The organism is Pseudoalteromonas sp. SCSIO 43088 (assembly GCF_023650795.1).
In the GTDB taxonomy this organism is placed as follows: Bacteria; Pseudomonadota; Gammaproteobacteria; order Enterobacterales; family Alteromonadaceae; genus Pseudoalteromonas; species Pseudoalteromonas shioyasakiensis.
On record NZ_CP072675.1, the window covers coordinates 1,846,245 to 1,872,775 of the forward strand.

A 26,531-nucleotide genomic window follows, 5' to 3' on the forward strand; every position below is an offset into this window, starting at 1 on the left:
GAATTAACAAACCCATAGCGTTAATATTGTTAAAGTTTATCGAAGTATTTATGAGGGGTCAGATGAATAAAAGTCTCATTACTAATTTAGTGGCGCTTGCCTTAGTATTAGTCGGATTTTTATTTGAACAAGCAATTGTGCTTTCTGTTGGTTTATTTGCGTTATCGGGCGCAGTAACTAACTGGCTTGCTATTCACATGCTATTCGAAAAAGTACCATTTTTATACGGCTCTGGGGTTATCACTTTAAAGTTTGCCTCTTTTAAGGTGGCTATTCGTAACTTGGTAATGACCGAGTTCTTCGCCGAAGAGAAAATCGATCAGGTAATGGCGTTAGCTAAGCCAAATATTGATTTAGAGCCAGTGATCAGTGAAGTTAATTTAAGTCCGGCTTATGACTCATTAATTGAGGTTATCGAAAACTCACAATTTGGTGGCATGCTATCAATGTTTGGTGGCCGTGATGCGCTTGAGCCGATGCGTGAACCTTTCATTGAAAAAATGAAAGCAGCGGTGATTGATATTTCAAAGAGCGAAGAATTTAAAACCATTCTAGATGAAAAGCTATTTGCCAACTCTCATCTTGGTGGCTCATTGCACAGTACTGTTGAGCGTTTAGTTGATGAGCGTTTGAATGAGCTTACGCCAACCATGGTAAAAGATATTATTCAAACCATGATCAAAGAACATTTAGGTTGGTTAGTGATTTGGGGCGGAGTATTTGGCGGCCTATTTGGCCTGATCGCTGCGCTAGTTTAACGAAGAAGGAATTTGTAGCAGGCCTTTAAAGACCTGCTACAGTGAATTCATCATTATTTAGAACCAGCAATAACAATCACTGTGTCATCAGATACTTTAGCAATATCTTGAATACTTGTTTTTGTTGCTGTTTCAAAATTTAAGTATTTCGCAGAGTTATGAAAACCATAAGTGCTTGCAAACTTATCAGTCGTCATATCATTGCAAAGTAGTTTTTCTGTCATTACTCGTTTGCTTAAGCGTAGATCGCGCATTGTGCTTGATACGTTTAATGGTTTGTTAGAAGCAATGGCCATGCAAGCTTGCGTGCCAACAGAGTTATCTGCTGCGACAAATTGTGCTGCACTTGCATCAGTTGCTGCTAATGAAGAACCTAAAATTAATGCTGTACCTAGTGCTGTAGTTAACGTATTCATCTTTCTCTCCAGTTGTTGTCCGTATTACGTTTAGTATGTGCGACCTCGCTTTTATGGATACTTCACACTTCCTGTTTGCTGGGCACATTTAAAGTATTACGCTAAACAAGAACAATTGCTGTTAATGAAAATCGACAAGATGTAAGTAAGTATGTAGATGTGAACAAGTAAAACTAACCGCTTGATTAGTGCTATTTTAAAGTGTGAATTTTGACACAAATAGGCTGAAATTTTTTTTCATTTATTTTTTAAAACGTGTTTTGGCTCGTATTAAAGGCTTAATTTTTACGTAGCTGTTACATTTAAGTATTAACTCTAGCTTTTCTTAAAAAGGCTAATCAGAGTATAAGGAGCATGAGTGACCACAAAATTAGCAGGCTATTATCAACAAGCCTATGCATCTGAATCAAAACACTTTAATCAATGTTTTTATTGTGGTTGTGAAGCAACTGAGCGAGATTTTTGTCCGCCACTGCATATGCTGCAAAGCATTATAGATTTAGGCGAAGAGGCTGAATTTATATCAATTCCAGCATGTTATGAGTGCTTTGCATTACTGCATAACGAACGAGTGCTGACTATTGATGGGCGAGTTACAAAGCTTAAAAAGAAACTTTCAACAAAGTATGCAAAAGCGCTGAGAATTTATCACATGTGGCATGAGAGTGAACTTCACGATATGAGTGATGAGTTTGTGCACAGTATTAAAGCAGGCATGAAGTTAGGTGCAGAGGCAGCAGAGCGACTTGCATTTCAAGGTTATAGCTATGCAACTGAAGATGCCAGTGTCACTATTCGTGAGAAGCGTGCTGAATTTGATGTGCAAGGCAAAGTCTTTTATGACTTTAAAGACGCGCTTAATTACTGCATTAATGATTTACAAGTCGACAGAACAGAATTCTATAAGCTGGTGGTAGAAGATTATAACGGCGATTTTAACCGTGCATTGAGTCAATACCGCCATCGACACGAAAAAGTAACCGCAGCTAACGATGCTGATTCACTGATTAAAAGTTTTGCCAAGCAGCATAAGCAAAACTCTGATTTTGTAACTCGAACTGTGAAACATTTTATCAACAAAGATCCGAGCTTGACGACCGAAGGTGCGTTAGAGCAGCTATATAACAACTACATAAAGAAATAGTGCTCTGTGAGGCTGGTTGTTCGTCTTGAATATTGGTGACTGGCCTCGTTTACTCGCATTAGAATTAACAATTAGTTAAAGTAATTAAATAATAAAAAAGAGGAACGTAAGAATGCAAAAATTTGCACCATCCTTGTTGGTTATGGCGCTTGGTGTCGCGTTAGCGGGTTGCCAAGACAATGGCCCACAAGATCCAAAAGTCTCGATTAACAAAAACCCATACCCAAGCACTTATCAGCCACTTGCATCACAAAGTACGTTAATCACTAATGCCACTGTTTTAACCGGCACAGGTGAACGTTTAGATGACGCAGATGTATTCTTTGTTGATGGCAAAGTACAACAAGTAGGTAAAGACCTTTCTGTACAAGCTGATAAAACAATTGATGCAGAAGGTAAATGGGTAACGCCGGGTATTATTGACGTGCATTCACATTTAGGTGCATACCCAACTCCATCAGTGGCATCTCACCAAGATGGTAATGAAATGACCAGCCCTGTGACTGCAGAAGTATGGGTTGAGCATTCAGTATGGCCACAAGATCCTGGCTTTAACCGTGCTCGTGAAGGCGGTATTACGTCATTACAAATTCTACCAGGTTCAGCAAACTTAATTGGTGGCCGCGGTGTAACACTTAAAAACATTCCTTCGCACACGATGCAGGGTATGAAATTTCCTGAAGCACCGTATGGTTTAAAAATGGCATGTGGTGAAAACCCGAAACGTGTTTATGGCCGTAAAGGTGTTTTACCATCAACGCGTATGGGTAACATGGCGGGCTATCGCACAGCGTGGATTGAAGCGACTGAGTACAAACGCGAGTGGGATAAATACGAAAGTGATTATGCCGCGGGTAAAAACCCTGCAGTACCTCATCGCGACATTAAGCTAGATACACTAGCTGGTGTGTTAGAAGGTGACATTTTAATCCATAACCACTGTTATAAAGCAGAAGAAATGGCCATGATGATCGACCTTGGTAAAGAGTTCGGCTATCACTCAGGTACTTTCCATCACGGTGTTGAAGCATACAAAATTGCTGATTTACTTGCTGAGAACGGTAACTGTGCGGCACTTTGGCCAGATTGGTGGGGCTTTAAAATGGAAGCCTACGACATGGTTCAAGAGAACGTAGCAATTGTAGATGCTGTTAAAAATTCATGTGCCGTTGTTCACTCTGATTCAGATACAACTATCCAACGCTTAAACCAAGAAGCCGGTAAAGTTATGTATCGCGCGAATGATGTGGGCTATGACATCTCTGAGCAACACGCAATCAAGTGGATCACTTCAAACGCGGCTAAATCGCTAGGTATTGATGATAAAACAGGTTCACTTGAAGCAGGTAAGCAAGCTGATGTGGTTATTTGGAACCAAAACCCATTCAGTGTTTATGCGAAAGCTGAACAAGTATTTATCGATGGTGCCAAAGTTTATGATCGTAACGATGATAAATACCAAGCACAAAGTGATTTCATGCTAGGTCAAAAATAGGAGTAACATTGATGACAAAATTAACTAAATCATTAAAGCTGTCACTTGTTGCTGCTGGCTTATTTTCTGCGACAGCAAGTGCTGCATCGGTAGCGATTGTAAATGCAACACTACACACTTCAACAGAGCAAGGCGTACTTGAAGGCGCAAGCATTGTTATTGAAGATGGCAAAATTGTTGCTATTAACCCAGCATCTATCAACGCGGATACAACCATTGATGCAAAAGGCCAAATCGTGACTGCTGGCTTTATTGGCACTATGAACCAATTAGGCTTAGTCGAAGTGGGTGCTGTTGCAGGGTCGCGCGATGGTGGTGACGACAAAGCGGGGATTGATTTTGATCCAAGCCTTGCATTCAACCCACGCAGTAGCTTAATTCCTTATGCACGCAAAGGCGGCATTACACAAGACGTAATTGTACCAAACGGCGGTGACAGTATCTTTGCGGGTCTTGCATCTGTAGTTGATCTATCAGGTAGCTTTGAAAGCGTAAATAAAAAGCAAGTTGCACTTGTTGTTCATTTAGGTGAAAAGAGTAAAGGCTCACGTGCTATGTCGATGAAAACACTTATCGACAAGCTTGAAGGCGAAAAGTCAGCTAAAAAAGATGACAAAAAAGAGCCATCAACAGAGCAAAAAGTGCTAGCAGCTGTGCTTGCGGGTGATATGCCACTGATTGCGAGTGTTCAACGCGCATCAGACATCTATGAGCTTGTTAAGTTAAAAGAAACCTATGGCATCAATTTAGTGATTCATGGCGGTGATGATGCTGTTGTGGTTGCGGATGCTCTAGCTAAAGCGGATGTTCCTGTGATCATTAGCTCTATGGCTAACTTACCGGGTAGCTTTGACTCATTACATGCAAACCTTGCTAACGCAGGTAAGCTTGAAAAAGCTGGTGTAAAAGTCATTATTGGTGTTGCTGGTGACTCAAGCCACAATGTATACCAATTACGTTTTGATGCAGGTAATGCTGTGTCATACGGTATGAGCCAACAAGGTGCACTTAGCGCAGTAACCAGCAATATTGCTGATGTTTTTGGTTTAAACTCAGGCGCAATTGCCAAAGGTAAACGTGCAAACCTAGTTATGTGGTCTGCAGATCCATTTGAGCTTAACTCACACGTAAGCAAAATGTGGATCAACGGTGAAGAGGTTTCAACCGAAGCGCGTCAAGATAAACTACGCGATCGTTATACAACTGATTCAGCGATGCCACGCGCTTATACAAAATAAGCGTTAATGCATACGAAAAGGCCGCAAACTTGCGGCCTTTTTTAATACATATTTTCAAAGTAAAAACTAAAAAATTAGATTGCTTAGTTTATAAAGGCTAAGGCCAAATATAAGCAGTATTACTGGCACAATTACAAGGTTAAGTAAAAGCGAATTAGTGTAGCTTTTCATCACCTTTTTTTGATTTACCAACCAAACAAGGTAACAGGTTACAATTGGCAGTAATAAACCATTGGCAGCTTGCGCAAAGATGATAACCGCAACCGGATCAAGCCCAAGCGATGCGACCAGTGCACCGAAAACAAGGATAGTGATAGCAACCAGTTTAAAACGTGTATCACTCATTTGTGTTGACCAACCAAGCATGCCGCAAACAGCGTAAGCACCCGCAAGAGGTGCAGTTATTGCGCTAGTAAGCCCGGCAGAACATAAACCGATAGCAAAGAAATAATGAGCCATACCACTTAGAAGTGGCTCAAGCTGCACAGCCATATTGGCCGCTGAAATTTTACCTGCATCAGTACCGTAAAATGCCACAGAGGCTGTTGATAAGATAGCTAACGTGATTATGCCACCTAAAGTTATCGATATACCGGTATCAAGGTTTGTTTCTTTGATTACTTTGTCGATATTTTTTGAACTATCGTGTTTTTCTGCAAGTACCCCAGAGTGTAAAAACAGGTTGTAGGGCACAATTGTTGTGCCTATCAAGGCAAGTACCGTGGTAATTGAATTATCAGGTAAGCTAGGTATAAATCCTTTTAGCACTTCACCAAGTGGCGGAGCCGCCATCACCAGCGTTGAAATAAACACTAAACTCATCAACACCACTAAAACAATTAACGCACCCTCAATGACTTTATGTTTGCCAGTGTACAAAAGAACTGCACTTAAAACTGCAATAAGGGGAGTCCAGAGTAATGGGCTTACAGAAGGTAGTATTTCTTGCAAACCTAAACTGGCACCAGTCAGATTACCAGCTTCATAAGCTGCACTGCCAATGCCAATCGCACTTATTACTAATATTACAGCCAGGGCTTTAAATACCGGTGTTTGAATGGTGGTTCTAAGTGCTGAGGCTAAATCTAGCCCTGTAGCCACACCAAGACGAGCTGCCATAGATTGCAACAAAATAGTCGCTATGACAGAGAACAATAAAGTCCAAATAAGAGCAAAGCCAAAATTAGCACCAGCAACACTTGCCGTGGTGATAGTACCTGGGCCAATAAAAGCAGCGGTAACAAGAAGTCCGGGTCCTAAACGCATGATAAAACCTTTTATTATTATTTTTAGTACATTAACTGATAGATAAAACAGCTATCGTTATATAAAACAGATCTTAAGACTATAGAGAGTCGAAGCAAGGGTAAAGTAAAAGAGGCGAGTTGCGTTAAGTTCATGTGTTTAACAAATATCTATCCACTCTGTAAATTTTATACAAAATAGGTAACAGTGGCACAGCATACATAGTTTTTAACAGATAGATAATTATTTAAAATCAGTAAGTTAATTTAGTTTTTGGTTTGGTTGGTTTTTTGCAAGGAATAGGCATTCATGTTGTTATACAAAAGGAAATGAAAATGCCTGAACTTACTTTTTCAGCATATGCGGCTGTGTATGTTTATCTAATTATGCTGACTATTCAGTGGATAATTGCTTCTGTCACTAAAGCCAAACAACCCAATGCGGTGCCTGGTAAACTCGATAATTCATTAAGCCATGACAGCTTTGTGTTTCGTTCGCATCGCACATTTATGAATACCTTAGAAAATAGCCCGTTATTTTTAGGTACCGTATTTCTGGGGTTCTTTTTAAACTTGAACAGCAGCGCATTTGCACTGTGTATTTGGATGTATGTGATAGCCAGAATCATTCATATGCTGCTGTATTATGGTGTGGCTACGGAGAAGAACCCAAGCCCACGCAGCTATTTCTTTTTAATCGCTGCTTTGGCAAATATTGTGATGCTCATTCTGATTGGTTTACGTTTGATTTAAACGGCATTTCTAACATATAAAAAAGGCATTGAACGAATACTCATTCAATGCCTTTTTTAATAGTGAAAACCTAGCTACTCAACGCCGATAAAGCCACCGGTTTGATGTGACCACAGGGCAGCATAGATGCCACCTTGTGCGATTAATTGCTCATGAGAGCCTTGTTCAACCACGCCACCTTCATCAAGCACAATGAGCCTATCCATTTGTGCAATAGTTGATAAACGGTGTGCAATGGCAATTACTGTTTTGCCAGTCATTAAATCGTCTAGGCTGGTTTGAATCGCGGCTTCAACTTCAGAATCAAGAGCACTGGTTGCTTCATCCAATATAAGAATTGGCGCATCTTTTAGAAGGACTCGTGCAATAGCAATACGTTGACGTTGACCACCAGAAAGCTTCACACCGCGTTCACCAACTTGTGCGGCAAAGCCTTTATTGCCTTTGCTGTCTTCAAGGTCTTCGATGAACTCAATTGCTTCTGCTTGCTTTGCGGCCGCAAGCATTTCATCTTCAGTTGCATCGGGTCTACCATAAAGAATGTTGTCTTTTACTGAGCGGTGTAACAGTGAGGTATCTTGCGTCACCATCGCAATGTGCTTACGTAAGCTTTCTTGGCTTACCTCAGCGATGTTTTGACCATCAATACGAATTGTGCCCGAGTCAACATCATAAAAACGCAGTAATAAATTCACTAAGGTAGATTTACCCGCGCCAGAGCGACCCACTAAACCTATTTTTTCACCCGGTTTAATGTCTAGATTTAAGCCATTGATAACAGGGCCGCGGTGGGTCTCGTTGGCAGCTTTACCATAGTTAAATTGCACATTCTCAAAGCTTATCGACCCTTCATTAACAGTAAGAGTGCTTGCGTTTTCTTTATCATCAACTTCAATCGGCGTTGATAGGGTTTTCATACCATCAGCAACAGTACCAATGTTTTCAAATAGGCTACTGATCTCCCACATGATCCACTGTGCCATACCGTTTAATCTCAGCGATAAACTCACCGCAATGGCGATAGCACCAACACTGATGGCGCTAATTGACCATAGATATAAAGAGAGGGCAGCAATACTAAATACCAATAAGTAATTTAGCGTGTTGATAGAGAAGTTTAGGCTGGTAACTAGGCGCATTTGCTTATATACCGGCTGTAAAAATACATCCATGCTATCTTTTGCATATTGTTCTTCTCGCTGTGTGTACGAGAACAATTTGATAGTCGAAATGTTAGTGTAGCTATCAACTACACGTCCGGTCATTTCTGAGCGTGCATCAGCTTGCGAGCTGGCTACTTTTTTTAGCTTAGGTACAAAATACATTTGAATAGCGGCGTATAAAACTAGCCAAATCAATAATGGCAACATCAAACGCCAGTCAGATTCTGCGACCAAAAACACCATGGCGCCAAAGTAGACAACGATATACATTAATACATCGAGCAATTTCATCACTGATTCACGAACAGCTAATGAGGTTTGCATGACTTTTGTCGCAATACGGCCGGCAAATTCGTTTTGATAAAAACTAACACTCTGACGAAGCAAATAACGGTGTGCTAACCAACGGATAGACATAGGATAGTTGCCAAGGAGCGCTTGATGTAACAGCGCTGAGTGAAAGAACACGACAATAGGTAACACCACCAGCAACATAACCGCCATTTTTGTAAGTTCAGCCTGCTGCTCTACAAACAAGGTATCTGGGGTATATTCGCCAAGCCAATCGACCAGTTGCCCCATGTAACTAAATAGCGATACTTCTAAAATAGCGAGCGCTGCGGCACTCAAAGACATAAATAGCAGTGATAGTTCCATGCCACGGGTATAATGACGGCAAAAAGCAAATAAGCTATTAGGTGGCTGAGAGGGTTGCTCTTTAGGAAACGGATTAGTCATCCGCTCAAATAAACGATACATAGACGACGCTTTTTAAAAATCAAAGTGGCCTTACTATATCATTCGAGTGGTTTTTTAGCAGTTCATTTAATTTAAAAATTAAGATTAAAATCTATCAACTATTCAGTTATTTACATCTAGTGTGAGAAATGAAAATATAATAAGAAAAAGGAATTAATGATGAAAAAGTTGCTTTGTACGCTGTCTCTCGTTTTCAGCTTACCGCTTTGTGCCTACCAAACTGATACCCACATATTTAAGGGCAAAAAAACCAGCATCGAAAAACCCGTAACGGTGACATTACCTGATGGCTATCAAGACTCAAAAGAGTACAATGTTATCTATGTATTACATGGCTATAGTGGCAATCACAGCGATTGGACAAAGCTGACAAACATTGAAAAATTAGCAGACCAATATGATGTCATCATTGTTAATCCAGATGGCAATTTTGGTTCGTGGTATTTGGATTCAGATATCGACAAAAGCTCGCAATACGAAACCTACATCGCAGACGATTTACTAAATTATATTGATTCTAAATATTCGACCAATCGGTCTAAAAGTGGCCGTGCAATCACAGGCTTATCAATGGGGGGCTTTGGTGCTTTGCACATTGCAATAAATCACCCAAACCTGTTTGCAGCAGTTTCAGGGATGTCTGCTGGGGTTGATGTTAGGCCCTTTAGTGCAGAGTTTGATCTTGCAAAAGTACTCGGCAGTTACGCTGAAAACAAAGAAAAATGGGATAGCATAGCCATTATTAATAACCTCCATAAAATTGCTGCAGGCAATACGGCATGGAAAAAGGGCGCTGATACCTTACCGATTATGCTTGATATAGGCGTTGATGACTTTTTTATTGAGCAAAACCGAGCGCTACACCAAGCGATGTTGAAAATGCGCATCCGCCATGACTATATTGAACGTCCGGGCATTCATGACTGGCACTATTGGAATAAAGTGATTGCCTATCAATTTTTATTTTTAACCTCACATATGGCGCCATAAAAGATGTTTCAACGTATTCTTGTGTTAATTGCTATCGGCTTTTTTGGTTTTATTGGTTGGGTTATCTATCTTGCCAATACTGGGCAAAAGTCGGTGTTTTTCGAACTTGTTGCGGCAATTCCTTACGGTGATAAGTTGGGGCATTTTTGCTTATTTGGACTACTTACGCTATTCATCAACCTCGCCTTTAAGTTTAAAACAATGAATATTGCTGGGCGGCCTATTTATTTAGCTGTGCTGATTGTAAGTACATTTGTGATTTTAGAAGAGCTAAGCCAGTATTTTGTCGAATCTCGGACGCTAGATTTTGTCGATTTAATCGCTGATTTTGTGGGTATTGCCGTTTTCAGTGCTTTTTCAGCTTGGCTTTGCAAAAAGTTATATCCAATTAAGGCTTAAACTTTCAGTGACTTGTTAGGTTTCGTCTATACTCAGTGTAGACTTAGCCTAAAAGTTGCGTATGAACATAGATACATCGGATTATTTGTCAGATATTATTGAGCTTCTACTCGATGCAGTATGTGTAGTTGATGCCAAAGGCACGTTACTTTTTACTAATCCTGCCTTTGAAACAATTTTCGGATACGCGCCAGAAGAAGCCATTAATAGAAAAATGTTGGACTTTGTTTATCCAGAAGACAGAGCCAAAACCATCAATGCCATTAATCAAATTGTGGTCAATGATCAGCACCCACGATTTGAAAACCGCTGGGTTAGAAAAGATGGCAGAATAGTGCATGTTTTATGGTCTGTTTATTGGTCTAAAGAAAAGCAAGTTAGAGTGGCTATTGCTTATGACATTACAGAGCAAAAAAAGCTCGAACAAAAACTGATTTATATGGCTGGGCACGACCCTCTGACCGATCTCCCCAACCGCAGTTTCTTAACCACCCAGCTTGAGGAATCATTGTCGATTGCGAACACCATTTCAACCGTGATTGCAGTACTGTTTATCGATATTGATGGCTTTAAGCAAGTTAATGATATTCATGGTCATGGCGCTGGAGACAAGCTCTTAAAAACCATTGCTATGCGTATTCGTCATGTCTTAAAAAAAGAAGACAGTGTAGGGCGCTTAGGGGGCGATGAATTTGTGGTGATCCTCAATAGCATTAAACACAAAAAAGACGTCATCGAAATGGTTGACGAATTAATAACCGAGATTTGCCAACCCTTAATTTATAACGATGCAGAGCTTATTTACTCGCCAAGTATTGGTGCCGTATTGTTCCCCGAGCATTATGGTGACGCAGAATATCTCATTCAGTGTGCCGATAAAGCCATGTACAAAGCAAAGTATGAAGGGGGTAATCGTATGGTGTTTTACAATGATGGAATAAAGTTACCCGGCGCTAAAAATACAGGGTAACTTATTTAAGGCAATGCTGGTATATGGTTTCAACCTAATAATTTGTTTTCTAACTCATAACTATTGCGCGAAATGAAATATTAGTTAGCCTTGAATGATTCATTGAAGGAGTGAAACTATGTTTAAGCGTAAAATAATAACAACAACGGGTGCTTTGTTTAGCTCATCGCTGTTTTTGATCTCGGCAGCTCATGCCACAACACCTCAATATAAAGATCAACAAGCTTTACATGATATTGCAAATGCTGTTTCTAAAACACGTATAGAGCAAGATATTCAAACGCTGGTTGATTTTGGCACTCGCCATACTCTCTCTGAGACGAAATCAAATACGCGTGGTATTGGAGCAGCAAGGCGTTGGATCAAGTCTGAGTTTGAGGCAATTTCTAAAGCCTGCGGTAACTGCCTAGAAATCATCGAAGTAAAAGACACTATTTCCGGTGAAAAGCGTATTCCAAACCCGGTTGAAGTTGTCAATATTGTGGCTATTCAGCGCGGTCAAGTTGATGCGAACCGTATGGTTATGATGTCGGGTGATATTGACTCGAGAGTGTCTGATGTAATGGACTATACCTCAGATGCGCCAGGGGCTAATGATAATGCATCTGGTGTGGCTGGCGTGCTGGAATCGGCGCGTGTTTTATCAAAGTATAAATTTAATGGCTCAATTGTTTATGCAGCATTATCTGGTGAAGAGCAAGGCTTGTTTGGCGGTAAAATTTTAGCTAAATATGCACAAGAGCATAACTGGCGTGTTCATGGTGTTTTAAACAACGACATGATTGGTAATTCAACCGGGATTAATGGGGTAACAGATAACACAACTGCACGTATCTTCTCTGAAGGTACACGCGTTATTGAAACCAAAGAGCAAGCCCATAAACGCCGTTTTACCGGTGGTGAAGTTGACTCTGCAAGTCGAAACCTAGCGCGTTACATAGATACAATTGCAGATCGCTACATTGAGAATTTGGATACCATGTTGGTATATCGACTCGATCGTTTTGGTCGAGGAGGGCATCACCGTCCATTTAACGATGTTGGCTTTGCAGCTGTGCGTATAATGGAAACCAACGAAAACTATAATCAACAGCATCAAGACTTGCGTACTGAAAATGGTATTACCTACGGTGACACCATTGACCATGTTGATTTTGCCTATGCGGCGAAGTTAACGTCACTTAATGCAGTGACAATGGCTTCGATGGCATGGGCTCCAGCGCCACCAACGGGCGTTAGTATTTCAGGTGCAGTAAAGCCAAGTACAACATTAGCCTGGCATAAAAGCGATGATCCAACGGTGGTCAGTTATAAAATCTATTGGCGTTACACGAGTGAACCACAATGGCAATTTAGCCGCGATGTTGGCAATGTAACCGAAGCAACCCTTAAAAATGTTTTTATCGATAACTACTATTTTGGTGTTGCCGCTGTAAACAAAGACGGTATTGAATCACCGGTTGTATTTCCTGGTGATGTTGGTGCGTTTGAATGGCCAGAAAAATCAACTAAATAGGAATTGTAAGGTCATAGCGGACACCACCCAGTTCGCTATGAGCAGCTGTAATATGCCAATTATGGGCTTCGACAATTTGTTTTACTATCGCAAGCCCAATTCCTGAACCTGACTGTTTCACTGTTTTTAAGTCTGGCACTCTATAAAGATGGTCAAAAATCTTTGCTAAACTCTCATCGCTGACGCCAGGGGCTGAGTCTTCATAGCAGATTAAGAGCTGAGTTTGATTTTGGCTAATCGTCAAATTTATCTTACCAGGGTGATTTGTGTACTTAAGCGAATTACTGATTAAGTTTGCAAATAACTGTGAAAGCCGTGTTGCATCGCACTCAAAGTTTAATTCATCAGCAACATTTTGTGAGAATCTCACTTCAAATTTATCAAGTTGGATCACCATATCTGTGTGCAAGCTTTGGAAATACTCAGCCGCATTAATTGTTGTTACGTTGAGCTGAAAGCTGCTTTGTTCTAAAAGTGAAATTTTATTTAAATCAGTCACTAAAGTTGCCATATCAGTGATTTTTTGGTTGAGCTTTTCGTAGGTAAGCTGATTAAATTGAGTTAAGCCTGCTTGGAGCGTTTCAAGGTGTAAGCGCAACCCGGTTAATGGACCACTTAACTCGTGAGCAACTTGTGATAATAACTTACTACGTTGGCTGATTTGTTTATCGAGATAATTTCGGCGCTGTTCAATAAGCTGTTTTCTCTGTCTTATTCTTAATAAAGCAATGCCCATTACAGCTAAAAGCAAGCTAAATAATAAAATGCTATATAAGATAGTTTGGCGCTGTGAGGCAATTGCTTGGCTTTTTTCATTATCTTGGAGTTTTAAATCTTGAATGGCCAAATCACGGTCGCGCATGGCAATGGAATTTTGCAGCTCCGCTAAACGTTGATTGTAGTTGTTGCGGGCAAAGCCTTTTTCAAGCTCTGTAATAGCACGTTGATACGACAATGCCTGTTTGTAATCAGATTGTTGTTCTGCCACAGTGATCAAATGTTCTAGGGCTGTGATTTGCTTTTGCAGCTTATTTTTTTGGTTGCTTAACTTGTAGGCTTGCTCAGCATAATGTTTAGCTTGTTCGTGCTCATTAGAGCCAATGTATAGCTTTGCTAATGTAAGTAGTACATCTATGTATAAGTGATCGTCTTGCTTGAGTTCAGTGATCACTTGTTTTTCTATGGTTAATGCCTGAGTTGCTTTATCGATTTCGAGCAAATTTATCGCAATATTATGGTTTGCCCAGGCTGTATTTCGTGCGCTGTTATAACTTGCGAACACCTGTTGAGCCTCTTGTGCGTATTCAAGTGCTACATTGTAGTTTTTTAGCCCATATTCGCATTGGGATAGTTTAACTAAACTATGTCCGATATCAGAAAGTGAGCCCGTTTGCCTATCAAAACTAAGGGCTGTAATAAACTCGCTCTTTGCTTTTTCGTATTGTTCTAAATCTAAATAACTTTGAGCAATTGAATAACTAATGCCGGCTTGTAACGAGATAGACGGCGACATCTGTTGAATAACTTCACGGCGTTTTAGCTTATATTCGAGTGCAAGCGTTAAGCGGTCTAACTGTTCAAGATTACGCGAATAACCATGATAGAGCATTTCTTTTTGCTTTAAGGTTAATTCGCGATTGTTGTCGTGAATATAAACTTCAAGCAAGTTTAAGGCTGCTTGATACTCGCCAGCATTATGATAAGCACTGACAAGACTCGCCACGGCATCAATTTCATAATGGGTAAGTTGTAAGCGCTGAAACAGGGCGACATTTTGTTGCGATAAATAAATTGCGGTTTCTAAGTCACTTTTTCTGTATGCCAACCGCGCTTTCGCTAGATACAACTCGCTGTAAATGGGGGAGTCTTTTTTGTATTTTGGGCCCGCTTCAAGTTCATCAATGATAGTTTGCGCTTGTTGAAATTGGCCGAGGTGTATGTGAACGTGAATTAATCTAACGTTATAACTTACTTGTTCTGCAAGGCTGGCAGACTCAATAAGCTTTTTATCGATGGCTTTTAAATAGTCATATCGTTTTTGGTAGTCACTGATTGTTCTGGCTTCATCAATGTTTTGTTGCAGTGTTGATGCAAAAGCACTGTTCATTGATAAGGCAAAGTACAGAATTACAGAGGCTTTAAGTTTCATAGTGGGGTTTATTATTATTTTTATTCCTAACTAGTCTAGCATGCCATTCTTTTAAGTGGGAATGATTTGCTTTTATAGCTAAAAAGAATTGCATTATGCAACTATGCCTCTTGCATCTTGCAAATACTCAGGCTGATTTTTCATAACACCTTGTTATAGCGTGAGTTATATTTTGGAATGGTTACTGCTTTGAGTAATAACACATCCACAGGAGAGTGTAATTATGAAAAGTAACATACCTGCTTACCTAATAACCGCACTTGCAACAGGCTTTGTAAGTGCTGCACCATTTGAACAGTGCCCAAGTAAAGCATTTTTGATTCAAGGTTCGCCTGCGCAAATGTTTGGCGTTGACCTAGTATCTGCCAAAACCACCGTGCTTGCAGCGTCAATGGATTTTACAACAGAGGCGAATAACGACAGCGTAAATGCGGTTGGCTTTAATTATCAAGACCAGTACATGTATGGCTTTAGCAAACAAGCCCCGAGAAGTGTTGTACGTATTGGTAACGATTATGTTTTACAACGTTTGATTGTAAATGGTCTACCAGATACCAATTTTTATGTTGGTGATATTCATGTAAATAGTGAAACTAATCAGGCGATTTACTATTTATACCATCCTAAATTTGGTTTATATGGCATTGATTTAACTGAAGAGGCTGACGAGTATCAGGCACAATTAGTTGCAGGCTCAGCAAGCTGGAATTTAGCTATTTATGATTTTGCTTTTCACCCACATAGCAATCTTTTGTATGCAGTTGAGTCAAACGGCGACCTTTACGAAATCAACTTAGATAATAAGACACCCACTTTTATAGCAAACCTCGACATAGCCGGCGATACTGGCGCTAATGGTGCAGGTTACTTTGATGTGCAAGGTCAGTTTTATTTTAGTAATAACCGCAGCGGTAAAATCCATAAAGTAGATTTAAGCACCAGCCCTGTGGTTGGTTATACACCTACCGCTGCAGTGTTCACCTTAGGGCCAACATCGAATCAAAATGATGGGGCACGTTGTGCTATTGCAGAAGTAAAAGTCACTGATAACTCGATCGACTTTGGCGATGCACCTATGCCATATAAAACAGCGCTTGCTGATAGTGGTGCCCGCCATCTGTTTGACCCTAATGAAGACCAATCAAATTTAGTTTATTTAGGAGCCGTTGTTGATGGTGAAAACATTAACACTCCGGCAGATTTACAGGCATCGCCCGTCGATAGCTCAGATGATGGTGTTAAATTTGTCACTGATTTTGTTGCAGGTTCTACCAGCCAGATAATTGTGACCGCTCCTAATGATAATGGTTATTTATATGCTTGGTTCGATTGGGATCAAAATTTCCAGTTTGATCCAGACGAAATCACAGTAAGTAAATACAGTTTAAATCAAGGTGATAACAGTGTGCTGGTTGATGTACCGAGTGATGCTGTGATGGGAGCAACATGGGCACGCTTTCGTGTAACCGATGGCAGCGAGGCTAACCCAATTACCGCAAGTGGTGGGGTAACAGGCGGCGAAGTCGAGGATTACCCGGTAACAACATATGGAAGTTTGGTATACCCAGGTGAAAACGGCTGGGTAACCCTTGCCTACGAAGATCAATGGCCTTTTGCTGGTGATTATGACTTTAACGATTTAGTTGTAAATTACCGTACTACATTGATTGATAAAGAAGGTCAGGCCATTGGTTACAAAATAGAAGGGGAGTTGGTTGGAATTGGTGCTGATTTTCATAATGGCTTTGCAGTTCGTTTGTATCAAACGATAGCCGATGATGTTGATAAACGAATATTAAGAAGTCAGATAGATACAAGTTCAATTAATTTAACGATAAATGGCGAAACACAATCACATTCTATATTAGAACAAGGGGTTGAAGATGCTATTTTCATTATCATGCCAGACACTTGGGCTTATGCAGATAAGCAGTCAAGTTGTAGTTATTTTAGAACTGAAACAGGCTGTGATACCAACAGCAAAGTTTCGTTTAGTTTAACCGTTTCACTTCAAAATGGAGTGACCACAATTGAAGCGCCAAAATATACTTTAGACCCATTTATTTTCGCAGCTCAAGATCACTACCATGGTGAGTTTTTAGTTGGACAAAACCCACGTGGTTGGGAAGTTCATATTAAGAATCAACAACCAACCGAAAAATTCAATTCACAATTATTTTCAATCACTGACTCTGATGATGCCAGTAATAGTGCTCAAAGTTATTATTTCCAAACTGAAACTGGTCTACCTTGGGCAATGGAGATTGGCAGTTCATGGGCGCATCCAAAAGAGAGTGTTGATATAACACATGCGTATAGTGACTTTAGAGCATTTGCTGAATCAGAAGGACGGGAAAAGCCGCTTTGGTTTAATAATGCAAAACTTGCAAATGTTATTCTACGAGGAGAATAGTCATGAAACATTATACTCTATTAATCATTAGCTTAATGTTATCTGCGTGTGGTGGCGGTGGTGAAGGTAGCTCTTCAACTGAAGCGGTAAGTACAACTGTTACGCAGACACCCACAACTAGCACGCCGCCACCAGAAACAACACCTCCTGACACGAGTGTAGAAACAGAGACAATGGCTGACCTAACGATTGCTCCTCAATTTGATTTAAGTAGCAAGATAGAACTAAACATAGATGTTGATTTGAACATGGGTGATAGCAGAGCGTATTTAAATATCTGCTTGAAAGGCGATGATAATAAGGCTGATTACAATCAATGCTTATTGCGGGCACCTCTAAAACAAAGCAAATTAACGTCGACTGTGATGCTGGCAAATAGTGCCTTAGAGCTTGTGGCAGAAGTTTGGTTTTATGATTCTCAAAATGAACCACTGCGTTTTGAGTGGCAATATGATGGGGAGCAATCAGCGGTGTTCATTATTCGTTAAACATGAGTGATCGATATTATGTCTAAGTTAGTTTAATTCTAATAGACTGAATATTTTCAACAGCTTGAAAGAGGATTTTGTAATGCAATATATCGAAGAGGTACTGCAATCAGTTAAAGAGTCTAATCCAAATGAGCCTGAGTTTTATCAAGCTGTTGAAGAAGTGCTTTCATCAATAAATCAGGTAGTAGAAGGGAATAGTGAATATCAACAGCAGGCAATTCTAGAGCGGTTAGTTGAGCCTGAAAGGCAAGCAATATTTAGGGTTCCTTGGCTTGATGATGACGGCAAAGTGCAAGTTAACCGTGGTTTTAGAATCGAATTTAGCTCAACTCTAGGCCCTTATAAAGGGGGCTTGAGGTTCCACCCGAGTGTCAATCAAAGTGTGGTGAAGTTTTTAGGCTTTGAGCAAGTTTTGAAGAATGCACTCACAGGGTTGCAATTAGGAGGCGCTAAAGGCGGTGCTGACTTTAACCCTAAAGGAAAAAGTGACAATGAAATTATGCGTTTTTGTCAGTCATATATGACTGAACTCTATCGTCACATAGGTGCTAACACAGATGTTCCTGCTGGTGATATTGGCGTTGGGGCGAGAGAAATTGGTTATCTATTTGGTCAATATAAACGGATCACTAATCAATTTGAAGGGGTGCTAACTGGTAAGCCTGAGATTATGGCAGGTTCTTCACTGAGAACAGAAGCAACTGGCTATGGTGTTGCATATTTTTTAAGTGCCATGCTAGATGCTAAAGGCGATTCTTTAAGAGGTAAGCGATGCCTAGTTTCTGGTGCTGGTAATGTAGCATTGTATTTGATGGAAAAGCTTGACCAATACGATGCTGTTATTCTTAGCTGTAGTGATTCAAAAGGGACCTTGTATTGTAAAGATGGGCTTGATGTGGCTCTTGTAAAACACTTAAAAAATGAACGAGGTGCTGAGCTTAGGGATTATTTGAACGAGCACAAAGGTGCTGAGTTTACGCCTGTAAATCAATACCCTAGCGACGGACATCATGTATGGCGATATGAGGCAGATATTGCACTTCCTTGTGCAACTCAAAATGAAATTACCGAAAAAGATGCTGAAGCTTTGGTTGAAAATGGCTGCTCTGTTGTCTGCGAGGGTGCAAACATGCCGACCACAGCTGATGCGTTAAAAGTGTTTAAAGACAACGATGTATTTTTAGGGCCAAGTAAGGCTGCAAATGCTGGTGGAGTTGCTACCAGTCAATTTGAAATGGCTCAAAATGCCAGTATGCAAAAGTGGCGAGCTGAGCAAGTTGATGAGAAACTTCAGCAAGTTATGAAGTCTATTTTCGATACAATTTCAGCTACTGCCAAGCAGTACTCGAATGAACATGACTTGGTCCTTGGTGCGAATATAGCAGGGTTCGAACGAGTTGCAGATGCAATGTTAAAACAAGGAGTAGTGTAATAAATAAAAGACATCCATTTTTATAAAAAGACACCCACTTTTAGTATGTAAAAAGTAGATAGTCACAGCTTTTGATAAGCGAATTAAAGAGACATACATTTTATAAAAAGACACCCACTTTTAGTAGTTTAAAGCTAGATAGCCACAGCTTTTGATTGAACTAATTTTGCATATAATGATGTTTAGTTCTTTTGTATTATTTAGATTTAAGGGTTGGTCATTTAGTTTTAGCTAAAGTTAATTTCAGAACGTAGACATTTTCTATTTATTTAAAATAGATGAATAAAAGTAGTAAATGAAAAGTTTAAGTGTTTAGCAAAACAAAGCTTGGCAGTTAGTTATTGAGCTTCTTCTCTTTCGTTTCATGTGTTTTGCATACTCAGTTATAGCTTGCTCTTTACCCGCTGTATTTTTAAACGAGTGGGTAAAGGAAGTGGTGAGTGTGAGCCAGTTTTCTGTACAAATATTTAATCTTTCAAGTATTGGTAACGCATTTTCTGGGATTTTACCTGGCTCATTTTCTCGTATTGAACGGCCTGTCCAATCTACAAGTTGCAGATATGTCTTGAGCTCAAATGGTAGTCCCTTAGGCATATGTTTACGAGGTTTACCTGCAAAGCGCATAAGCGATTTTGGTTGCTTATTATTTTGAGCTGCATAAATTCTAGATTTAATACTGGTGTAGTCAGGTTGCTCAGGTAAATCGGCCGCTTTTGCTCTTACTGGGTTTAAATCAACATAAGCAAGGCAAGCGGCAAGTGCTGCTTCATCAAGTAAAGCTTGTGATTTAAAGCGACCTTCCCAAAACCGCCCTTTACATCCATCTTCTTGATTCGCTTTTCGTGCAATACCCTCGTTAAGAACTCGCATAAACCAACTAATGCTGCTGAGCCTTTCTCTATATAAATTTACTTTGGTATTAACCGTAGCGAGCTCGGTTTGTGTTAGCAATTCGCCATTTAAGAATCGTTGGCAAAGGAATGTACTTTTGAATAATTTGTGCCATCTAATAAGAATCGCTTTATTATTTAGACGCTTAGCTTTTGCTATATCAATGTGAAGAACCAGATGAGTGTGATTACTCATTACAGCGTAGGCGCAAATGTCAATACAAAATATTCGCCCAAGTTGAAGTAGTTTCTTTTCAACCCAATCGCGCCTATGTTCATATGAACGACCCGTTAGTGGATCTTTTCCGCACAAATAAGCGCGACGAACGCAGCGTGAAATACAATGGTAATAAGGCGTGTTTGAAACGCTAATCAAGTTTCTACGTGGGGTTGCCATGCTCTTCTCCTCCATGAGTTGAACAATTTAAGTTTAGTCATAATTTTGAGAAGTGAGAAATATTAAGTTGGGTGTCTTCTTAAATTAATTCTTTAGATATGAAGCTCGGTTAACTCCTTAAATAAATATGAGCGTCTTAATTTAATATGGGTGTCTTAATATCTTTTCATAATTTGGGTGTCTTAATTAATTTAAAAAGCTCAGCGGTGCTGAGCTTGGTTGAAATTAGGGTGTATTTTTGCACGTAAATGGTTACGAGAAGGCTTTTTCGCTTAGGAGTTCTTGCATTTGTTCGCGCATTTTAAATTTTTGAAGTTTGCCTGTTACTGTCATTGGGTATTCTTCAACAAAGCGGATGTGCTTTGGTACTTTGAAGTAGGCTAGTTTATCTTTTAAGAAATCACGAATGTCATTTTCATCAAGCACTGCATCATCTTTTGGTTGGATCCAGGCACATACTTCTTCGCCGTATTTTTCATCACTAATACCAAATATGGCCGCATCTTGAATACCAGGGTAGGTGTAGAGAACTTCTTCTATTTCTCTTGGGTAAATATTTTCACCACCACGGATGATCATGTCTTTTATTCGACCAACGATAGCAACAAAGCCATCTTCGTCCATCACACCTAAGTCACCAGAGTGTAACCAACCGTCTTGATCAATTGTTGCTTTCGTTTTCTCTTCATCATTCCAATAGCAGCGCATAATTCCAGCACCACGACTACATACTTCACCCGGTATGCCAACTTTTTGAATATCACCCAGCTCGTCGATAATCTTCACTTCAGTATGGGCTAATGCACGGCCCACTGTGGTAACTTGTTTTTCGAGAGGCGAGTCTGTTTCGGTCACGTTATTTATCGGGCTACACTCAGTTTGGCCATAACCAATTACAACTTCTTTCATATGCATTAATGAGTGAACTTTACGCATAACTTGCTCAGGGCAGGTTGAGCCGGCCATTACGCCTGTTCGTAGGCTAGATAAGTCATAGTTTGCAAAATCTTTAAGCTCTAACTCGGCGATAAACATAGTTGGAACACCATGCAGGCCTGTACAGCGTTCCTTTTCAACAACTTCAAGGGTTGTTTTAGGGTCGAATGAATCACCCGGGAAAACTGCGGTAGCACCTTTACTTATACATACTAAATTGCCAAGAACCATACCAAAGCAGTGATATAGCGGTACAGGAATACAGAGTTTATCCTCATGTGTCAGCTTCATCGCTTGGGCCATCAAAAATCCGTTATTGAGGATGTTTTTATGCGATAAGGTCGCTCCTTTTGGATTACCCGTAGTACCAGAAGTAAATTGAATATTGATATCTTGGTCACAATGTAAAGTAGCAGCAATTGCATCAAGCTCTAGCTTATGGGCATCTGTAGCGCGCTGCATGATATCGCTAAAGCTAAACATGCCAGCAGCAGGCTCAGCTCCAATACGAATTATATTTTTTAGGTGTGGCAGGGCGTTTAAATTTAATTTACCTGCTTGTGAATCTTTTAGTTCCGGTGCGAGCTCATTGAGCATGCTTATATAATTACTGGCTTTAAATTCACTCGCTGTTATAAGTGTTGAACACTCAACACTATTGAGTGCGTATTTTAATTCGCTTGGTCGATATGCAGGGTTAATGCATACCATGATTGCACCAATTTTAGCTGTAGCAAATTGAGTTAAACACCATTCGATGTTATTGGGTGACCAAATACCAACCCGATCGCCAGGTTTTACGCCAAGTGATAATAACCCCATTGCTAACTGGTTAATCTGCTGCTGGTATTGTCTATAGGTTAATCGGTTCTGTTGATGATGAACCACAATTGCGGGGTGATTAGGGTAATTGTCGACAATATCGTCAAGATACTGTCCAATTGTTTGTTCTATCAATGGAATGTCTGTACGGCCTTGATAATAGCTTTGAGTGAGTGGAAGCGCATTGATGTGTGTGTTCTTTGTCTGCATTGTATTCTCCGTGTCCGGTTAATTTGTTGTCATGGACTTGATGCAAAAGAATTGAAACAATCATTTAAGATGATTTCAAAACATGCGTACCTGATTAACTAAACATAGATTGTCGACAAAGAAAAGCTTTATAAGACTAATGTACAGAGTGTAATTTTAATAAAACAGAATAAAGAGTGGTTTTTGGGGTGTAAAAAAACGTGCCGTAGCACGTTTTTTGGTAATAAGTATCAACTAAGCTTTTGGCTCATCTTGCTTATAAGTTTTACGCATAATGTACACGTAAGCACTAATGAATGCGTTTTCTTGGAATTTTTTCAGGCCTGTGTCTTCAAAATCAATAGGCACTGGGTTGCGCTTAAGCTGCTCTTTGATTTCAGTTGCAGATAAAACTTGCACATCTAAGCGCTCAATTAACTGAATAGCCGTTTCCATTTTGAAACCTTTCGCACTACCAGCGAATTTACCTTTAGCTTGGCGCTCTTTGATTGCTACAGAGTCAATTTGGTAATCTTCCATTAATTTTTTGAAATCAAATTGGAATTTACGCATTACTTCTGTGTCATTACCGTTACCTAAGGTAAAACGTGTTTGTCTGACATCACGGATATCAAATACGTCATTGTCTTTGGTTAAAATACACAGTAGTACGTCGCTACCTGTAATTTCTACACCGCATGTTCTCATGGTCATTCTCTAAATAACTTAATTTGCGCAATTATAGCAAGTAACGTTATGAAAAACAGTTGCTTTAAAAATGAATTTTTATAGCGATAACACTATGGTCACTTACACTAATGTCTTCGGTCAGTTGTGTAGGGGAAATATGCTTGTCATAACTTTCATAGTCGAGCGCTTTCACCTTTGAAACTTGGCAATCGGGATTAAAATGTGCAGAGGCAAGAATATAATCTAGTACATTACCTTTACCTTGGTAATAATGGCTAAAGGGTTTGTTTTTCTTATCATAAAACGAGCGGCTAAACTCATAGCTGTCGGTTAGGCCAACAACGGGTTCGTTATGTTCTATGCAGGGTTCACAGCGTGTAGGGTGAAAGCCCTGTGTCATAAACGATAAAGTAGGGCTAGTAAGTACATCGTTAAAGTCACCCATAACGAGCGTTGCACATTGCTTTTCGCGTTGGGTTTTTAGCGCATCATAATAAACAATAGATGCTTCTAATGAACGCGATATTTGAGACTGCATGGTACCCACAGTTTGGTGTAACAACTGCAGCAACGGATCTTCAAGGTTATGAATATTAAGAATATGCGCCATTGATTGCACACGTTGTGACTTAAAGTGAACAACATAAAAGCAGACTTCACCAAAATCAGGTAAATCAATCATACATTTTATCGGGGTGCGGTTAAATTTGAACTCATTTTGATTGTTTAAGTACTCAAGTAATTCAGGGCATGGTGTCAATGCATCGGCCGATTTAAACGGGTATTTACTGGCAATGGCAACCACAGGATTGAATAACACTTGCGGATAAAGGCTATCATGGGACGGGCTATCGACCGTTTTAAAATAATCATATCCCGCTTCTTTGCATTGCACTTCTAGAGCATGCTGACTAAACACTTCTTGAAACGCCACCACATCAGGGTTTGCTTCATTTAAAAAATTAGCAACAAATAATTGTTTTTGCTGCCATTGCGTATTGTTATAGCGTTCATGTAATTGGTAAAACGAATAGGGTGGCGCGGTATAATTTAATAAGTTAAACGTTGCAAATTTGAACGTACGCGTGTTTGGCATCTTCATCACCCTAAAAGTACTGACTCACTAAGTATGAAATGACTTAACTAATTGTCAATTTACTCTTCTAACTACTTGTATTTAAGAACGTGAGCGGCGACAATGGTCGCTTGTATTTGCGAAGACTCAGTAAATACATGCTTAAATAGCAATGCTTATTCGTAAAAGCGTTGCAGAGTTACATAAAATTTTTTAAAAATATTACATGTGATGCATTGTAGGCATCACCACTGTATTAAGGATTTATAATGCCAGTTATTACCCTCCCTGACGGCAGTCAGCGTAGTTTTGAAAACCCAGTAAGCACATATGACGTAGCAAGCGATATCGGTCCAGGTCTTGCCAAAGCAACAATTGCAGGCCGTGTTAATGGTACCCGTGTTGATGCATGTGATTTAATCACCGAAGATGCGCGTTTAGAAATTATCACAGCAAAAGATGATGATGGTTTAGAGATTATCCGTCACTCATGTGCGCACCTTATTGGTCATGCGGTTAAGCAGCTTTTCCCTGAAGCAAAAATGGCAATCGGTCCGACCATCGATAACGGATTCTATTACGATATCGATATGGAACACTCTTTAAGCCAAGATGATTTAGATGCTATCGAAAAGCGTATGCTTGAGCTTGCTAAAACAAACTACGACGTTGTTAAAAAGACCGTAAGCTGGCAAGAAGCACGCGATACTTTTGAAGCGCGTGGTGAAACCTATAAAATGGAAATTCTAGACGAGAACATCGCGAAAGATGATCGTCCAGGCTTATACCATCACGAAGAATACATCGACATGTGTCGTGGTCCACACGTTCCAAACATGAAATTCTGTCAACATTTCAAAATCATGAAAGTGGCAGGTGCTTATTGGCGCGGTGATTCTGAAAACAAGATGCTGCAACGTATCTACGGCACTGCATGGGCAGATAAAAAGCAACTTAAAGCGTATTTAAAACGTTTAGAAGAAGCTGAAAAACGTGATCACCGTCGTATTGGTAAAGCGCTTGATTTATGGCACTGGCAAGAAGAAGCACCAGGCATGGTGTTTTGGCACAACGATGGTTGGAGCATTTACCGTGAACTAGAAGACTTCGTTCGTGAAAAACTACGTGAGTACGATTACGAAGAAGTTAAAGGCCCATTAATGATGGACCGTGGTTTATGGGAAAAATCAGGTCACTGGGACAAATACGCAGATGCGATGTTCACAACTGAATCTGAAAAGCGTGAATACGCAATCAAACCAATGAACTGCCCGGGTCACGTACAAATCTTTAACCAAGGTTTAAAATCATACCGTGATCTTCCATTACGTATGGCAGAGTTCGGTTGTTGTCACCGTAACGAACCATCAGGTGCATTACACGGCTTAATGCGTGTACGTGGCTTTACTCAAGATGATGCGCATATCTTCTGTACTGAAGAGCAAATCATGGATGAAGTGTCTGCATGTATCAAAATGGTTTACGACACATACGAAACGTTTGGCTTTGAGAAGATCGTTGTAAAACTATCTACTCGTCCAGAAAAACGTATCGGTGAAGACGAAATGTGGGATAAAGCTGAGCTTGCACTAGCTGATGCATTAAAAGCAAACGACATTGAGTTTGATTACCTACCAGGTGAAGGTGCATTCTACGGTCCTAAGATTGAGTTTACACTTTATGACTGTTTAGACCGTGCATGGCAATGTGGTACTGTACAGCTAGACTTTGCATTACCAGGTCGTTTAGGTGCAACTTATGTTGCTGAAAATAACGAACGTCGTACACCAGTTATGATCCACCGCGCAATTTTAGGTTCAATTGAGCGTTTCATCGGTATTTTAACTGAAGAATACGCTGGCTTGTTCCCAACGTGGCTTGCTCCTAAGCAAGTTGTGATCATGAACATCACGGACAAACAAGCAGATTATGTGCAAGAAATTGTACAAAAATTAAATAAACTTGGAATTAGAGCCGCTGCTGACTTGAGAAATGAGAAGATTGGCTTTAAAATCCGTGAACATACGTTAAAACGTATTCCATATTTACTTGTTGTTGGCGATAAAGAAGTTGAACAACAAGAAGTGGCAGTACGCACTCGCACAGGTGAAGACCTAGGCAAATTTAGTGTTGATGATTTCGTTGCTAAAGTAAGCGAAGAAATTAAAAATCGACAATAAATCATGAGCGTGTAGGGCAAAA

The 26,531-nt window shown here is 40.0% G+C and carries 21 protein-coding genes; 13 read left to right on the forward strand and 8 right to left on the reverse strand.

Features of this window, described 5'->3' with window-relative positions:
• The first annotated feature begins 62 nt into the window (after positions 1-62).
• Positions 63-758: a DUF445 domain-containing protein gene (locus J8Z28_RS08595; RefSeq protein ID WP_239964082.1), complete on the forward strand. Its 696-nt coding sequence runs from the start codon at positions 63-65 to the stop codon at positions 756-758.
• Between the two features lie 53 nt (positions 759-811).
• Here J8Z28_RS08595 and J8Z28_RS08600 read toward each other — a convergent pair whose 3' ends face one another.
• The gene (locus tag J8Z28_RS08600; RefSeq protein WP_054561388.1) at positions 812-1,174 is read right to left on the reverse strand and encodes a DUF3718 domain-containing protein; all 363 of its coding nucleotides are present in this window, start codon (positions 1,172-1,174) and stop codon (positions 812-814) included.
• Positions 1,175-1,532: 358 nt separating this feature from the next.
• Here J8Z28_RS08600 and J8Z28_RS08605 point away from each other — a divergent pair, with 358 nt between their 5' ends.
• The 3 genes from J8Z28_RS08605 to J8Z28_RS08615 all read left to right on the forward strand — a co-directional run bounded on the left by J8Z28_RS08605 (position 1,533) and on the right by J8Z28_RS08615 (position 5,051).
• Positions 1,533-2,318 (forward strand): hypothetical protein, encoded by a 786-nt coding sequence (locus J8Z28_RS08605; protein ID WP_054561389.1) that lies wholly within the window; start codon positions 1,533-1,535, stop codon positions 2,316-2,318.
• Positions 2,319-2,430: 112 nt separating this feature from the next.
• Positions 2,431-3,813: an amidohydrolase gene (locus J8Z28_RS08610; RefSeq protein ID WP_239964083.1), complete on the forward strand. Its 1,383-nt coding sequence runs from the start codon at positions 2,431-2,433 to the stop codon at positions 3,811-3,813.
• An 11-nt stretch (positions 3,814-3,824) separates the two neighbouring features.
• Positions 3,825-5,051, forward strand: a complete 1,227-nt coding sequence (locus J8Z28_RS08615; protein ID WP_054561391.1) for an amidohydrolase family protein — start codon at positions 3,825-3,827, stop codon at positions 5,049-5,051.
• A 66-nt stretch (positions 5,052-5,117) separates the two neighbouring features.
• Here J8Z28_RS08615 and J8Z28_RS08620 read toward each other — a convergent pair whose 3' ends face one another.
• The gene (locus J8Z28_RS08620) at positions 5,118-6,317 is read right to left on the reverse strand and encodes an Nramp family divalent metal transporter (protein WP_250660318.1); all 1,200 of its coding nucleotides are present in this window, start codon (positions 6,315-6,317) and stop codon (positions 5,118-5,120) included.
• A 314-nt stretch (positions 6,318-6,631) separates the two neighbouring features.
• Here J8Z28_RS08620 and J8Z28_RS08625 point away from each other — a divergent pair, with 314 nt between their 5' ends.
• Positions 6,632-7,048: an MAPEG family protein gene (locus tag J8Z28_RS08625; protein ID WP_250660319.1), complete on the forward strand. Its 417-nt coding sequence runs from the start codon at positions 6,632-6,634 to the stop codon at positions 7,046-7,048.
• 74 nt (positions 7,049-7,122) lie between these two features.
• On the opposite strand, the gene J8Z28_RS08630 is transcribed toward J8Z28_RS08625, so the two are convergent.
• Complete coding sequence (locus J8Z28_RS08630; RefSeq protein WP_250660320.1) at positions 7,123-8,970, reverse strand: ABC transporter ATP-binding protein; 1,848 nt, start codon at positions 8,968-8,970, stop codon at positions 7,123-7,125.
• Between the two features lie 156 nt (positions 8,971-9,126).
• Between J8Z28_RS08630 and J8Z28_RS08635 the strand changes: the two genes are divergently transcribed.
• The 4 genes from J8Z28_RS08635 (at position 9,127) to J8Z28_RS08650 (ending at position 12,845) form a co-directional block, all read left to right on the forward strand.
• On the forward strand, positions 9,127-9,960 hold the full coding sequence (locus J8Z28_RS08635; protein ID WP_250660321.1) for an alpha/beta hydrolase: 834 nt from the start codon (positions 9,127-9,129) through the stop codon (positions 9,958-9,960).
• Between the two features lie 3 nt (positions 9,961-9,963).
• Positions 9,964-10,359 (forward strand): VanZ family protein, encoded by a 396-nt coding sequence (locus J8Z28_RS08640; protein ID WP_055022248.1) that lies wholly within the window; start codon positions 9,964-9,966, stop codon positions 10,357-10,359.
• Positions 10,360-10,420: 61 nt separating this feature from the next.
• Positions 10,421-11,329 (forward strand): sensor domain-containing diguanylate cyclase, encoded by a 909-nt coding sequence (locus tag J8Z28_RS08645; RefSeq protein ID WP_054561397.1) that lies wholly within the window; start codon positions 10,421-10,423, stop codon positions 11,327-11,329.
• A gap of 118 nt (positions 11,330-11,447) precedes the next feature.
• Positions 11,448-12,845, forward strand: a complete 1,398-nt coding sequence (locus J8Z28_RS08650; protein ID WP_250660322.1) for a M28 family peptidase — start codon at positions 11,448-11,450, stop codon at positions 12,843-12,845.
• Here the strand turns inward: J8Z28_RS08650 and J8Z28_RS08655 are convergent.
• Entirely contained in the window at positions 12,838-14,994 is a 2,157-nt protein-coding gene (locus J8Z28_RS08655) for an ATP-binding protein (RefSeq protein WP_250660323.1), read from the reverse strand. The genes J8Z28_RS08650 and J8Z28_RS08655 overlap by 8 nt on opposite strands.
• Positions 14,995-15,217: 223 nt before the next feature.
• On the opposite strand from J8Z28_RS08655, the gene J8Z28_RS08660 reads away from it, so the two are divergent.
• The 3 genes from J8Z28_RS08660 (at position 15,218) to gdhA (ending at position 19,330) form a co-directional block, all read left to right on the forward strand.
• A complete protein-coding gene (locus J8Z28_RS08660; protein WP_250660324.1) occupies positions 15,218-17,407 on the forward strand; it encodes an LruC domain-containing protein in 2,190 nt (729 codons plus the stop codon).
• Between the two features lie 2 nt (positions 17,408-17,409).
• Complete coding sequence (locus J8Z28_RS08665; protein ID WP_250660325.1) at positions 17,410-17,895, forward strand: hypothetical protein; 486 nt, start codon at positions 17,410-17,412, stop codon at positions 17,893-17,895.
• 82 nt (positions 17,896-17,977) lie between these two features.
• Positions 17,978-19,330: an NADP-specific glutamate dehydrogenase gene (gdhA, locus tag J8Z28_RS08670; protein ID WP_239964464.1), complete on the forward strand. Its 1,353-nt coding sequence runs from the start codon at positions 17,978-17,980 to the stop codon at positions 19,328-19,330.
• A 312-nt stretch (positions 19,331-19,642) separates the two neighbouring features.
• Here the strand turns inward: gdhA and J8Z28_RS08675 are convergent, their stop codons facing one another.
• The 4 genes from J8Z28_RS08675 to J8Z28_RS08690 all read right to left on the reverse strand — a co-directional run bounded on the left by J8Z28_RS08675 (position 19,643) and on the right by J8Z28_RS08690 (position 24,350).
• On the reverse strand, positions 19,643-20,617 hold the full coding sequence (locus J8Z28_RS08675) for a transposase (RefSeq protein WP_250660326.1): 975 nt from the start codon (positions 20,615-20,617) through the stop codon (positions 19,643-19,645).
• 252 nt (positions 20,618-20,869) lie between these two features.
• Positions 20,870-22,585, reverse strand: a complete 1,716-nt coding sequence (locus J8Z28_RS08680; RefSeq protein ID WP_250660327.1) for an AMP-binding protein — start codon at positions 22,583-22,585, stop codon at positions 20,870-20,872.
• A gap of 234 nt (positions 22,586-22,819) precedes the next feature.
• Positions 22,820-23,272 (reverse strand): DUF3010 family protein, encoded by a 453-nt coding sequence (locus J8Z28_RS08685; protein WP_054561405.1) that lies wholly within the window; start codon positions 23,270-23,272, stop codon positions 22,820-22,822.
• Positions 23,273-23,336: 64 nt separating this feature from the next.
• A complete protein-coding gene (locus tag J8Z28_RS08690) occupies positions 23,337-24,350 on the reverse strand; it encodes an endonuclease/exonuclease/phosphatase family protein (protein ID WP_058584951.1) in 1,014 nt (337 codons plus the stop codon).
• Between the two features lie 248 nt (positions 24,351-24,598).
• On the opposite strand from J8Z28_RS08690, the gene thrS reads away from it, so the two are divergent.
• Entirely contained in the window at positions 24,599-26,509 is a 1,911-nt protein-coding gene (gene thrS, locus J8Z28_RS08695; RefSeq protein WP_054561407.1) for a threonine--tRNA ligase, read from the forward strand.
• Positions 26,510-26,531 lie beyond the last annotated feature (22 nt).